This window comes from Nonomuraea bangladeshensis, assembly GCF_039529455.1.
GTDB lineage: Bacteria > Actinomycetota > Actinomycetes > Streptosporangiales > Streptosporangiaceae > Nonomuraea > Nonomuraea bangladeshensis.
This window is the reverse complement of the sequence record NZ_BAAAMV010000003.1, coordinates 452893-468224: the sequence shown is the minus strand read 5'-3', so window position 1 is coordinate 468224 and position 15332 is coordinate 452893. Positions and strand designations below refer to the sequence as shown.

Here is a 15332-nt window from a genome sequence, read left to right as displayed (position 1 = left end):
CCTCAGCCCTCCTCGATCTCGTCATCCGGTTCCCCGTTGTTCAAGGCCATCCTGATCAGGCTTTCGGCGTCCAGTTCGTCGATCACGTCGAGGTCCGCCGTCTCGTCCGGGGCTGCGGCTCCGTTCGTACCCTCGGGGTGCGCTCCGGCGAGCTCCAGCAGCGCGTCCAGCAGTCCGGCGGCGCGCAGTGTCGCCAGCGGCACGGTCTGCAGCGCTGCGCGGATCGCCGTCTCGTCCCGGCCGTTGGCGGCGCCGTGACCCCCGCCGTCGGTCTTCGGCGCGATCCGCTTGATCAGGTAATCGACGACCGCCCGGACCGATGGATGGTCGAACACCAAGGTGGTCGGTAGCCGGAGCCCCAGCGCGGAACCAAGCCCGTTGCGCAGCTCCACCGCCGCCAGCGAGTCGACGCCCAGCTCCTGGAAGGCCTGATCCACCGGCACGGACGCGGGCGTGTCGTGGCCGAGCACGGCCGCTGCCCGTGCGCGTACGAGTTCCATGACCGCTGCCTGGCGCTCAGCGGCAGGCAACTCGGCCAGCCGCTCGGCGAACGAACCACCGCCCACCGGAGCATCCGCCGCGGCCCTGCGCCGCACACCCACCAGATCACGCAACAACGCCGGCAACCGCTCCGCCGACCCCGCACGCAACGTCCCCAACGACCAACCGGCCGCCACCACCACACCCCGACGACCCTCGGCCACCACCCGATCCAGCACCGACAAACCCACACCAGCCGACAGCGGGATCAAACCCTCCCGCACCATCCGCTCGCGCTCCCGATCGGACAACCGACCGGCCATGCCCTCCTCGGCATCCCACACACCCCACGCCAGCGAAACCGCCGGCAGACCAGCCCCAACCCGGGACACCGCCAACGCATCCAACGCGGCATTGGCCGCCGCGTAGTTGCCCTGCCCCGCCGCGCCCAACGTGCCCGCCAGCGAAGAGAACACCACAAACCGCGCCACATCCCGCTTACGCGTCAACTCATCCAGATGCCAGGCCGCATCCACCTTCGGCCGCAACACCCCCTCCACCCGCTCAGCCGACAACGAACCGATCACCCCGTCATCCACCAGCCCCGCCGCATGCACCACCGCACGCAGGTCGGCGACGTCCTCCAGCAGAACGGCCAGAGCATCCCGATCAGCCACGTCACAGGCGGCGACCGTCACCTCGGCACCCTGTCCGGTCAGCTCGTCACGGAGCTCGGCCGCGCCAGGCGCGTCCAAGCCTCGGCGGGAGACCAGTAGCAGGTGCCGCACGCCGTGCTCGGCGACCAGATGCCGGGCCACCAGAGCACCCAGCCCACCGGTACCGCCGGTGATCAGCGTGGTCCCATCGACCGGCCACACGACGTCGGCATCCTGGCCGGCAGCCCCTGGCAATGGGAAGGCTCCACCGGGGGATGCGATGTGTGTCATCCGGGACGCCCACAGTCGGCCGCCGCGCAGCGCCACCTCCGGCTCGCCAAGTGCCAGCGCGGTACGCACACCGCCCTGAAGGCCGTCCTCGCCGCCGTCGATGGTGACCGGAACAGCACTCGCCTGCGCGCCTTCGAGCTCTGGGTCGAGGTCGATCAGGGTGATCCGGCCGGGCTCCTCCGCCTGAGCGGCCCGTACCAGGCCCCAGACCGCCGCCTGCGCCGGATCCGGCACCTCGCCATCGGCCACGGCCACCGCGCCTCGGGTCACCACCACCATCGGCCGCGTGTCGCCCTCGGCCAGCCAGGTCTGCAACTCGCCCAGCACGTGTCCGACGGCCCGCCGTACCCGTACTGGTACGTCACCGTCCACCGGCCTGCCGTCACCAGCCCCCGCACCTCGGGCAGCAGATCCCGCTCCCACCGCAGAAGCGGCATCCAGCATCGTGACATCCAGCGCCCCGGCGGCGGCCTCACGCTCGTTCGTCGCCAGCGGCCGCCAGGCCACCTCGTACAGCCACCTGTCCGGGACCGCGCCGCTCAACTGCTCGGGAGTCAGCGGTCGCGCGGTCAGCTCCTCCACCGACACCACCGGGCGACCGGACGAGTCGGCCACGTCCAGCCGGGTGACCGCTTCGCCCTCCAGCCGACGCAGCCGCACCCGCAAAGAGGTGGCACCGGCGGCATGCAGGGCGACGCCGTTCCAGTTGAACGGGATCAGCGGACCGGCCTCTTCCTGTCCGGCGTCCTGCCCGGCCAGCATGCCGACGTGCATCGCCGCGTCGAGCAGCGCGGGGTGCACGCCGAAGCCCGAGGGATCTGCGACGTCGGTCGGCAGTGAGACCTCGGCGTAGAGGTCGTCGCCGTGTTCCCAGGCGCGGGTGAGGCCGTGGAAGGCGGGGCCGTAGCCGTAACCGTGATCGACCAGCCGGTCGTACAGGCCGGTGACGTCCAGCGGCTGGGCGTCCGGCGGCGGCCAGGCGTGAAGCAGGTCGGCGGGAACGCTGGGGATGGGGGTCAGGGTGCCGGAAGCGTGCCGGGTCCAGTTCCCGTGGTCGTCCTTGGAGTGGATGCCGATCTGGTGCCGGCCGTCCTCGTCGGGTGGGCTCAGGATGATCTGGAGAGTGGTGCCATCACTGTCGGGGATGGGCAGCGGGGCGTGGAGAGTGAGCTCGTCGATGGCCGGGCAGCCGACCTGGTCGCCGGCGCGCAGGGCGAGCTCGACGAAGGCGGTGCCGGGCAGGATCGCGGTGCCGTTGATGGCATGATCGGCCAGCCACGGCTGAGCGGCGACCGACAACCGCCCCGTCAGGATGGCGCCACCGTTGGGCTGCTCCACCACCGCGCCCAGGATCGGATGATCAGCGGCACCCAGACCAAGCGCGGCCGGGTCCCCAGCCGGAGCCGTGTGCAGCCAGTAACGGCGGTGCTGGAAGGGATAGGTGGGCAGATCCAGATGGCGAATGCGGGTGCCGGCCGATCCGTTCCCGGTGGTCCAGGCGGTCCAGTCCACGCTGAGGCCACGCGTCCAGGCCAGACCCAGTCCGGCGACCAGTTGAGCGGTCTCGTTCCGGTCGCGCCGCAGCAACCCCACCACCGTGGGGTCATCGCCGTCAGCACTGCCGGCGTCACCGTCTTCGTGGTGGGCTAGCGTCTGCTCGACCATCGGGGTGAGCTGGGCGTCCGGACCGGCCTCCAGGAAACAGCCGACCCCGTGCCCGCGCAGGGTGGCGACGGTAGCGGCGAACCGCACCGGCCGCCGCACGTGCTCCACCCAGTAGCCGGGCTCAGTGATCTCTTCGCCGGCCAGTTCGCCCGAGACGTTGGACACCAGCGCCAACTTCGGACGCCGCAAGGTCAGCCCGGCCACGGCCTGTTCGAACTCGGCCAGCATCGGCTCCATGAGCGGCGAGTGGAACGCGTGCGACACTCGCAACGGCCGGGTCCGGTGCCCTTGCTGCCGTGCCCATTCGATGACCTGTTCCACCTGGTCGGCGGCGCCCGAGACCACGACCGCGCCGGGCGCGTTCACCGCCGCGATAGCCACTTGGTCGTGCCCGGCCAGCACAGGGGCGATTTCCTCTTCGCCGCAGCCGATCGCGGCCATCGCACCGCCGGCCGGAAGCGCCTGCATCAACCGGCCGCGAGCGGCCACCAACCGGCACGCGTCCGCCAGATCCAGTACTCCGGCCACGTGTGCGGCGGTGATCTCCCCCAGCGAATGCCCGGCCACGAAGTCAGGCCGGACTCCCAGCGATTCCAGCAGCCGGTACAGCGCCGTCTCGAAGGCGAACAGCCCGGCCTGCGCGAACACCGTCTGATCCAGCACGCCACCAGCAGCAGTGCCAGACGCGGCAGCCTCAGACCCGTCGGTCTGGCCGAGGATGATCTCCCGTAGGCGCACACCACCGGCCAGGCCGCTCACCACCTCTGCGGCATCGGCGGCGGAGAACTCGGCCTCCAGCAACGCACACGCCTCGTCAAAGGCGCGAGCGAACACCGGGAAAGCCGCATACAGCTCGCGGCCCATCCCGGGCCGCTGAGCACCCTGACCGGAGAACAGCACCGCCACCCGGCCCGGCCGCACCCGGCCCTCGACCGCAGCCGCAGGCTCACCGGCGGCCAGCGCTTGCAGCCCGGCCAGCAGGCCCTCTCGGTCCGTCGCCGGCAATACCGCCCGGTACTCCAGGGCGGCCCTGCGCGTGAGCCCGGCCGCCACCTCCACCGGAGCGACCTCGTCGTGCTCGGCCACGAACCCGGCCAGCTGGCCGGCCGCCGCCCGCAGCGCCGCCTCGCTCTTGGCCGACACCACCACAGGGACCGTCACCGGCGAGACCGCAGGGTCGCCCTCGGCCGCTGTGGCCGGGCGGCCGTCCTGCTCGCCCGACGGGTCCCTCGAGAGCGGCTCGTCCTCGGCCGGGGGCTCTTCGAGAATGATGTGGGCGTTGGTGCCGGAGATGCCGAACGACGACACTCCCGCCCGACGCGGCCGGTCCGCGGCGCGCGTCCAAGGCTGGGGTTCGGTCAGCAGCTCCACCGCCCCGCCCGACCAGTCCACCTTGGACGACGGCGCGTCCACGTGCAGTGTCTTGGGCAGCACGCCGTGCCGCATCGCCAGGATCATCTTGATGATGCCGGCCACGCCGGCCGCTGCCTGGGTGTGGCCGAGGTTCGACTTCACCGACCCCAGCCACAACGGGGACTGCCGGTCCTGGCCATAGGCGGCCAGCAGCGCCTGCGCCTCGATCGGGTCGCCCAGCGCGGTGCCGGTGCCGTGTCCTTCGACCACGTCCACCTGCGCGGGACCGATCCCCGCCGAAGCCAGCGCCTGAGCGATCACCCGCTCCTGGGAAGGACCGTTCGGCGCGGTCAGCCCGTTCGACGCCCCGTCCTGGTTGACCGCACTGCCGGCCAGCACCGCCAGCACCTGGTGCCCGTTGCGGCGGGCGTCGGACAACCGCTCCACCACCAGCACACCGACGCCTTCGCCCCAGCCGACACCGTCAGCTGCCTCGGCGAACGACTTGCACCGACCATCAGCAGCCAACCCCCGCTGCCGCGAAAACTCCACGAACGCATCCGGGGTCGCCATCACTGTCACGCCACCGGCCAGCGCCAGATCACACTCACCCGAACGCAACGCCTGCGCGGCCAAATGCAGCGCCACCAGCGACGACGAGCAGGCCGTGTCCACCGACACCGCAGGCCCTTCCAGGCCCAACGTGTACGCCACGCGGCCCGAGATCGTGGCCCCGCCCGTGCCCGACGGCGCATAGTCGTGATACATCACCCCGGCGAACACCCCGGCACTGCTCTCCCGCAGCGACGTCGGATCGATCCCGGCCCGCTCCAGCCCCGCCCAGCACACCTCCAGAAACTGCCGCTCCTGCGGATCCATCTCCGCCGCCTCACGCGGACTGATACCGAAGAACGCCGGATCGAACTCCGCCGCCCCGTACAGGAACCCACCCTCCCGCGCATAACTACGCCCCGGCTTCCCCGGCTCGGGATCATAAAGACCGGCGACATCCCAGCCACGATCACCCGGGAAGCCACCCACCGCATCGACACCATCGACCAGCAACCGCCACAACCGCTCCGGGTCATCCACCCCACCCGGATAACGACAGGCCATCCCCACGATCACGACGGGATCGTCGGTGACCGCCGCCGGACGCCGCGTCCTCCGCTGGTCGGCCTGCCCGCCCACCAGCCGGCGCAGTACGAACTCCGTCAGCGCCTTCACCGACGGGTGGTCGAAGATCAGCGTCGCCGGCAGGGTGAGGCCGACCGCCCGGCCCAGCCGGTTCCGCAGGTCCACTGCCATGAGCGAGTCGACGCCCAGCTCCTGGAAGGCCCGGTCCACCGGGACCGACTCGGCCGCACCGTACCCCAGCACGGCGGCGGCCTGTGCGCGTACGAGTTCCATGACCGCTGCCTGGCGCTCAGCGGCAGGCAACTCGGCCAGCCGCTCGGCGAACGAGCCACCGCCGGTCGGAGCATCCGCCGCGGCCCTGCGCCGCACGCCCACCAGATCACGCAACAACGCCGGCAACCGCTCCGCCGACCCCGCACGCAACGTCCCCAACGACCAACCGGCCGCCACCACTACACCGCGACGGCCCTCGGCCACCACCCGATCCAGCACCGACAGACCCACACCAGCCGACAGCGGGATCAAACCCTCCCGCACCATCCGCTCACGCTCCCGATCGGACAACCGACCGGCCATCCCCTCCTCGGCATCCCACACACCCCACGCCAGCGAAACCGCCGGCAAACCAGCCCCAACCCGAGACACCGCCAACGCATCCAACGCAGCATTCGCCGCCGCGTAATTGCCCTGCCCCGCCGCGCCCAACGTGCCCGCAAGCGAAGAGAACACCACAAACCGCGCCACATCCCGCTTACGCGTCAACTCATCCAGATGCCAGGCCGCATCCACCTTCGGCCGCAACACCCCCTCCACCCGCTCAGCCGACAACGAACCAATCACCCCGTCATCCACCAGCCCCGCCGCATGCACCACAACGCGCAGGTCGGCGACGTCCTCCAGCAGAACGGCCAGAGCATCCCGATCAGCCACATCACAGGCGGCGACCGTCACTTCGGCGCCCTGTCCGGCCAGCTCGTCGCGGAGTTCGGCCGCGCCAGGAGCGTCCAGACCACGGCGGGAGACCAGCACCAGGTGCCGCACGCCGTGCTCAGCCACCAGATGCCGCGCCACCAGAGCACCCAACCCACCAGTGCCGCCAGTGATCAGCGTGGTCCCATCGACCGGCCAGGCCGTTCCGGACTCCTCGCCGAGGCGGGCGCGCTCCAGCCGGGGTACCCATGTCCGGTCATCGCGGATGGCCACTTCCGGCTCGTCGCCGGGTAGCGCCAGGCTCTCCAGTGCGGCGGGCCCTCCCGTGCGCGCCGGCTCCAGGTCGACCAGCGTGATCCGGCCGGGGTGTTCCTGCTGGGCCGCACGTACCAATCCCCAGACCGCCGCGCCCGCCGGGTCCGGCGTCTCTCCCTCGGCCACGGCGACCGCGCCCCGGGTGGCCACCAGCACCGGTCGCTCATCCTCCTCGGCGAGCCGGTCCTGGAGCTCCGCCAGCACCGCTGCGACGCGGCGCCGTACCCTGTCGGGCAGGTCGCCGGCGTCGTCGTCGCCGGTGGCGTCCACGACGACGGTGCCGTCACGCAGCGCCGGCTCTCCCCCTTCGCCGGTGGAGGCTCCGGTCAGCGGTCGCCACACGACCTCGGTGAGCCAGCGCGCCACCGACGCCGCGGTCGGTGCCGACGGATCCGTCTCGGCCACCGGCCGGGACGCCACCGTCTCCACGGTGGCCACCGGCCGTCCGGTGGGGTCGGCCAGGTCCAGCCGGAACCCGCCATCCGGCTCCGGGTGCAGCCGTACGCGCAGCGCGGTGGCGCCGATGGCGTGCAGGGTGACGCCGTTCCAGTTGAACGGGATCAGCGGGACGCCCTCCCCGGCGTCCTCTCCGGCCAGCAGCACCACGTGGGTCGTCGCGTCGAAGAGGGCGGGGTGCAGGCCGTATCGGGCTGTTTGTCCGGCTGCTTCGGGGAGGGTTACTTCGGCGTAGAGGTCGTCGCCGTGTCTCCAGGCGTTGGTGAGACCGTGGAAGGCGGGGCCGTAGCCGTAGCCGTGATCGACCAGGCGGTCGTACAGGCCGGCGACCTCCAGCGGCTGAGCTTCTGGCGGTGGCCAGGCGTGGCGCAGGTCGGCGGGCATGAAGGGGGTCGGAGTGAGGGTGCCGGTGGCGTGCCGGGTCCAGTTCCCGTGCTCGTCCTTGGAGTGGATGCCGATCTGGCGACGGCCGTCTTCGTCCGGTCCGGTCACGGTGATCTGTACGACTACGCCGCCGCTGGTGTCGTTGGTGGTGTCGGGGATGGGCAGCGGAGTGTGCAGGGTGAGCTCGTCGATGGCCGGGCAGCCGACCTGGTCGCCGGCGCGCAGGGCGAGCTCGACGAAGGCGGTGCCGGGCAGGATCGCGGTGCCGTTGATGGCATGATCGGCCAGCCACGACTGGGCGGCGACCGACAACCGGCCGGTCAGGATGGCGCCGCCGTCGGGCTGCTCCACCACCGCACCCAGGATCGGGTGATCGGCGGCCGTCTGGCCGAGCGCGGCCGGGTCGCCGGATGGAGCCGACTGCAGCCAGTAGCGGCGGTGCTGGAAGGGATAGGTGGGCAGGTCCAGGTCGCCGGTGCGGGCGTTGGCCGGCCCAGTCGGCCAGGCGGTCCAGTCCACGGCGGTGCCGCAGGTCCATGCCTGGCCCAGCCCGGTGACCAGTTGGGTGGTCTCGTCGCGGTCGCGGCGCAGCAGCGCCACCACCGAGGGCTCGTCGTCGATGAGGGTTTGTTCGATCATGGGGGTGAGCTGGGCGTCCGGGCCGGCCTCGATGAAGCAGCTGACTCCGTGCTCGCGCAGGGTGGTGATGGTGTCGGCGAACCGGACCGGGCGTCGTACGTGCTCCACCCAGTAGCCGGGCTCGATGACTTCGTCACCGGCCAGCTCACCCGAGACGTTCGACACCAGCGCCATCTCCGGCCGCCGCAGCGTCAGCCCCGACACGACCTGCTCGAACTCGGCCAGCATCGGCTCCATCAACGGCGAGTGGAACGCGTGCGACACCCGCAACGGCCGCGTCCGATGCCCGCGCTCCCGCGCCCACTCCACGACCTGATCCACCTGACCGGCCGCACCCGAGACCACCACCGCGCCCGGCGCGTTCACCGCAGCCACAGCCACCCGGTCGAGCCCCGCCAGCACGGGGGCGATCTCGTCTTCGCCGCAGCCGATCGCGGCCATCGCACCGCCGGCCGGCAGTGCCTGCATCAACCGGCCGCGAGCGGCCACCAGCCGGCAGGCGTCCGCCAGATCCAGCACCCCGGCCACATGCGCGGCGGTGATCTCACCCAGCGAATGCCCGGCCACGAAGTCGGGCTGGACCCCTAGTGATTCCAGGAGCCGGTACAGCGCCGTCTCGAAGGCGAACAGCCCGGCTTGCGCGAACACCGTCTGATCGAGCACCCCATCGGCGCCACGCTCGCCGAGGATGATCTCCCGCAGGTTCCCTGCGGTATCGAGTTCGGCCTCCAGGAGCGCACACGCTTCGTCGAAGGCGTGAGCGAACACCGGGAAAGCCGCATACAGGCCGCGGCCCATCCCGGGCCGCTGGGCACCCTGACCGGAGAACAGCACCGCCACCCGGCCCGGCCGCACCCGGCCCACGACCGCAGCCGCAGGCTCACCGGCGGCCAGCGCTCGTAGCTCGGCCAGCAGCTCCTCCCGGTCCGCTGCCGGCAGCATCGCCCGGTACTCAAGCGCCGCCCGGCGCGTCAGCGCGGCCGCCACCTCCACCGGACTGGCCTCGCCATGCTCGGCCACGAACCCGGCCAGCCGACCGGCCTGCGCCCGCAACGCCGCCTCGCTCTTGGCCGACACCACCACCGGAAGCGCGACAGTGTCTTCGGAGACTGCGTCGGGGATGGCCGCTCGCTCTTGCGTGGGCTCCTCATCGTCCCGCACAGTGCCGACGGCCGACGGCTCTTCAACTGGCGGTTCTTCCAGGATGACGTGGGCGTTGGTGCCGGAGATGCCGAACGACGACACTCCCGCCCGGCGCGGCCGGTCCGCAGCGCGCGTCCAAGGCTGGGGTTCGATCAGCAGCTCCACCGCCCCGCCGGACCAGTCCACCTTCGACGACGGCGCATCCACGTGCAGCGTCTTGGGCAACAGGCCGTGCCGCATCGCCAGGATCATCTTGATCACACCGGCCACGCCGGCCGCCGCCTGGGTGTGGCCCAGGTTGGACTTCACCGACCCTAGCCACAACGGCGACTGCCGGTCCTGGCCATAGGCGGCCAAGAGCGCCTGGGCCTCGATCGGGTCGCCCAGCGCCGTTCCCGTACCGTGCGCTTCGACCACGTCCACATCGCCCGGCGTGAGCCCAGCGGCCGCCAGCGCCTGAGCGATCACCCGCTCCTGAGAGGGGCCGTTCGGCGCGGTCAGCCCGTTGGAGGCACCGTCCTGGTTGACCGCGCTACCGGCCAGCACCGCCAGCACCCGATGCCCACGACGGCGAGCGTCCGACAACCGCTCCACCACCAGCACACCGACACCCTCGCCCCAGCCGACCCCGTCAGCCGCCTCGGCGAACGACTTACACCGCCCATCAGCAGCCAGACCCCGCTGCCGCGAAAACTCCACGAACGCATCCGGCGTGGCCATCACCGTCACGCCACCGGCCAGCGCCAGATCACACTCACCCGAACGCAACGCCTGCGCGGCCAAATGCAGCGCCACCAGCGACGACGAACATGCCGTGTCCACCGACACCGCCGGCCCTTCCAGGCCGAACGCGTACGACACCCGCCCGGAAACCACACTCCCCTGTGTTCCGGTGGCCACCAGGCCCTCGGCCTCCGGTGTGGCGACCGCGCCGGAACCGTAGTCGTTGGCCATGACTCCGGTGAACACCCCGGTCGGGGTGCCGCGCAGTCCGGCTGGGTCGATGCCGGCGTGCTCCAGGGCCTCCCACGAGGTTTCCAGGATGAGCCGCTGCTGGGGATCCATCGCCACCGCTTCGCGCGGGCTGAGCGCGAAGAACTCCGGGTCGAAGTCGGCGGCACCGGACAGGAACCCACCAGTGCGTACGTACGACGTTCCCGCATGGTCGGGATCCGGATGGAACAGCGATCCCAGGTTCCAGCCTCGGTCGGTGGGGAAACCCGTGATGCCGTCGCGGTCGTCGATCAGCAGTTGCCAGAGGTCTTCGGGGCTGGTGACCTGGCCAGGGAACCGACAAGCCATCCCGACAACGGCGATCGGATCACCAGCAGGACCATTGGACGGGGCGGCCTGGACCGGACGGCGGGCAACCGTACCCGACAGAGCCGCGTCCAGGTGCGTGGCCAGCGCACGCGGAGTGGGGTGATCGAACACCAGCGTGGGAGTGAGCCGCAGCCCCGTCACCGCGTGCAGCCGGTTACGCAGCTCCACCGCGGTCAGCGAATCGAACCCGAACTCCTGGAAAGGCCGATCGGCATCGATGGCCTGAGCACTGTCATGGCCGAGGGTGGCCGCGGCCTCGCCGCAGACCACGTCCAGCAACCGCCGCTGCCGCTGCGGAGCCGACAGATGCGCCAGCTCCGCCACCACCGGCCGCACCCCACCATCCGCGTCATCGGCCGAGGCCCCGGAAGGGGCGGCGGGACGCGCGGCAGGACCCGCAAGTTCACGCAACAGAGCCGGCAGATCGCCACGCCGGCCCAGCGCGGCGGGATCGAACCGCGCCGACACCAAAAACGGCTGGCCGGCTTCCAGGCTGGCGTCCAGCAGGGCCAGGCCCTGCCCCGCGGTCAACGAGACCAGCCCCGCCGCCCGCATCCGCGCCTCATCCCGCGCGTCGATCCGGCCGGCCATGCCCCGCTCCTCCGACCACGGCCCCCACGCCAGCGAAACCGCCGGCAGGCCGGCCGCAGCCCGCGCCACCGCCAGAGCATCGACGAAGGCGTTGGCCGCCGCGTAGTTCCCCTGCCCGGCCCCATCCACCACCCCGGCCAGCGAGGAGAACACCACGAACCGAGCCAGACCGGAATCACGGGTCAGCTCGTGCAGATGCCAGGCCGCGTCCACCTTCGGCCGCAGCACCGACTCCACCCGCTCAGCCGACAACGACGTGATCACCCCGTCATCGACCACCCCCGCCGCATGCACCACGGCACGCAGGTCGGCGATGTCCTCCAGCAGCGCGGCGAGCGCATCCCGATCGGCCACGTCACAGGCGGCGACGGCGACCTCGGCACCCCGCCCGGCCAGCTCCTCACGCAGCTCGGCAGCCCCAGGGGCATCCAGACCACGCCGGGAGACCAGCACCAGCCGCCGCACACCATGCTCAGCCACCAGATGCCGCGCCACCAGAGCACCCAGCCCACCGGTGCCGCCAGTGATCAGCGTGGTCCCATCGACCGGCCAAGCCGCCACGCCCTCCTCGCCCTCCACGGGCGACGAGGAAGCTCCACCATCCGGATCGACAGATTCCACATGCGACAACCGCGGCACCCACAACCCGCCGCCGCGCAGCGCCACTTCCGGCTCACCGGAAGCCAGCGCGGCCCGCACCTCATCCGCAAGGCCGTCCTCACCACCGTCGATGGCGGCCGGCACAGCACGCGCCGACGCCTCCTCCTCACCGAGAGCGGCCTGCGCGCCTTCCGGCTCCGGGTCGAGGTCTATCAGGGTGATCCGGCCGGGCTCCTCCGACTGGGCGGACCGCACCAGACCCCAGACCGCCGCCTGCGCCGGGTCCGGCGTCTCCCCGCCGGCCACGGCAACCGCGCCCCGGGTCACCACCGCCACCGGCCGCGGGTCCCCCTCGGTGAACCAGCCTTGCAAGTCGCCCAGGACAGTACGCAGAGCGCTACGCACCCGTTCGATCACATCGCCGGCGTCCTGGGCTCCGTCGGTGGCGTCGATGACGAGTGTGTCACCGGCGTCCGCCGCACCGAGGGGTGCCGATGCCGCTCCCAACTGCCGCCACGCCACTTCGAACAAGGAAGGCCGGTCGGTGCCGGCGGCTCCACCCGATTGCGGACGGCCCGGCGGGAGCAGCCAGTAATGCCGCCGCTGGAAGGCATAGGTGGGCAGGTCCAGATCGCCGATGCGGGCGCCGCCCCTTCCGGCCCCGGTGGCCCAGGCCGGCCAGGCGGTCCAGTCCACACCGGTGCCAGACGTCCACGCCTGGCCCAGCCCGGCGACCAGCTGGGCGGTCTCGTCCCGGCCGCGGCGCAGCAGGGCCACCACGGAGGGCTCTTCGCCGTCCTCATAGGCGAGGGTCTGCTCGATCATGGGGGTCAGCTGGGCGTCCGGACCGACCTCCAGGAAACAGCCGACCCCGTTCCCGCGCAGGGTGGTGACGACGTCGGCGAACCGCACCGGCCGCTGTACATGCTCCACCCAGTAGCCGGGCTCGGTGATCTGCGGCCCGGCCAGCTGCCCGCTCACCCCTGACACCAGCGCCACGGTCGGCGGGTGGAACGCAAGCGAGGACGCCACCGCGGCGAACTCGGCCAGCATCGGCTCCATCAACGGCGAGTGGAACGCGTGCGACACCCGCAACGGCCGCGTCCGATACCCGCGCTCCCGCGCCCACTCCACGACCTGATCCACCTGACCGGCCGCACCCGAGACCACCACCGCGCCCGGCGCGTTCACCGCCGCCACAGCCACCCGGTCGAGCCCCGCCAGCACGAGGGCGATCTCGTCCTCGCCACAGCCGATCGCCGCCATCGCGCCACCAGCCGGCAACGCCTGCATCAACCGGCCACGAGCCGCCACCAACCGGCACGCGTCCGCCAGATCCAGCACCCCGGCCACATGCGCGGCGGTGATCTCACCCAGCGAATGCCCGGCCACGAAGTCGGGCTGAACTCCCAGTGATTCCAGGAGCCGGTACAGCGCCGTCTCGAAGGCGAACAGCCCGGCCTGCGCGAACACCGTCTGATCCAGCACCCCATCGGCGCCACGCTCGCCGAGGATGATCTCCCGCAGGTCCCCTGCGACATCGGCGGCGGAGAACTCAGCCTCCAGGAGCGCACACGCCTCATCAAAAGCCCGGGCGAACACCGGGAAAGCTGCATAAAGCTCACGCCCCATCCCAGCCCGCTGAGCACCCTGACCGGAGAACACCACCGCCACCCGGCCCGGCCGCACCCGCCCCTGCACCACCGAAGCCGCCGGCTCACCGGCAGCCAGCGCCCGCAACCCGGCCAGCAGACCCTCCCGGTCCGCAGCCGCGACCGGCACCACCGCTCGATGCTCCAGGCCGGCCCTCCGGGTCAACGCGACGGCCACATCCAGCACATCGACCTGACCGTGCTCGGCCACGAACCCGGCCAGCCGACCGGCCTGCGCCCGCAACGCCGCCTCGCTCTTGGCCGACACCACCACAGGCACCGGCACCGGCACGGCCGGGCCTGACGACGCCTCCTGGACCGACGGCTCCTCGGCAGGCGGCGGCTCCTCCAAGATCACATGAGCGTTGGTGCCGCTGAACCCGAACGACGACACGCCGGCCCGACGCGGCCGCCCCTCGACCCGCGGCCACTGCCGGGCCTCGGTCAGCAGCTCCACCGCGCCACCGGACCAGTTCACCTTGGACGACGGGGCATCGACGTGCAGCGTCTTGGGCAACAGCCCGTGCCGCATCGCCATGACCATCTTGATGACACCGGCCACGCCGGCCGCCGCCTGCGTGTGACCCAGGTTCGACTTCACCGACCCCAGCCACAACGGCGACCGCCGCCCCCGCCCATACGTGGCCAGCAGCGCCTGCGCCTCGATCGGATCGCCCAGCGCGGTCCCCGTACCGTGCGCCTCGACCACGTCCACGTCCGCGGACACCAACCCGGCAGCGGCCAACGCCTGAGCGATCACCCGCTCCTGGGAAGGACCGTTCGGCGCGGTCAGCCCGTTCGACGCCCCGTCCTGGTTGACCGCGCTGCCGCGTACCACCGCCAGCACCCGGTGCCCGTTGCGGCGGGCGTCGGAAAGCCGCTCCACCACCAGCACCCCGACGCCCTCGCCCCAGGCGGTGCCGTCCGCGGCGTCGGCGAACGCCTTCACCCGGCCGTCCGGGGCCAGCCCCCGCTGCCGGGCGAACTCGGTGAACGTCTCCGGCGTGGACATGACGGTCACGCCGCCGACCAGCGCCAGATCGCACTCGCCCGAACGCAGCGCCTGCGCCGCCAGGTGCAACGCCACCAACGACGACGAACACGCCGTGTCCACCGACACCGCCGGCCCCTCCAGGCCGAACGCGTACGCCACCCGCCCCGACACCACACTCCCGTGCGATCCGGTGCTGAGCAGGCCCTCGGCCTCGGGCACGTCCCTGCCGTAGCCGATCGCGTAGTCCGGGGCCATCACCCCGACGTAGACCCCGGTACGGCTGCGCCGCAGCCCGGACGGGTCGACGCCGGCGTGCTCCAGGGCCTCCCATGAGGTCTCCAGGATGAGCCGCTGCTGCGGGTCCGTGGCGGTGGCCTCGCGCGGGCTCATCCCGAAGAAGTCGGCGTCGAACTGGCCGGAGCTCTCCAGGAACCCGCCACGGTTCACGTAGCTGGTTCCCGGGCGGGACAGGTCCGGGTCGTAGAGCGCGTCCACGTCCCAGCCCCGGTCGGTCGGGAAGCCGGAGAAGCCCTCCCGACCGTCCGCCACCAGGGTCCACAGCTCCTCCGGGGTGGCCACCCCGCCCGGGTACCGGCAGGCCATGCCGACGATCGCGATCGGCTCCCGGGCCCGCTCCGTCACCTCGCGCAGCTGCCGCCGGGTCTCCTGGAGATCCGCGGTGGCCCTGCGCAGGTAGTCACGCAGCCGGTCATCGCCCGACAT

1 protein-coding gene is annotated in these 15332 nt (G+C 71.9%); it reads right to left on the bottom strand.

Translation table 11 applies throughout. From position 1 onward, the window contains the following. Window positions 1-2 precede the first annotated feature (2 nt). Window positions 3-15332, bottom strand: a complete 15330-nt coding sequence (locus tag ABD292_RS10215) for an SDR family NAD(P)-dependent oxidoreductase (protein WP_344206836.1) — start codon at window positions 15330-15332, stop codon at window positions 3-5.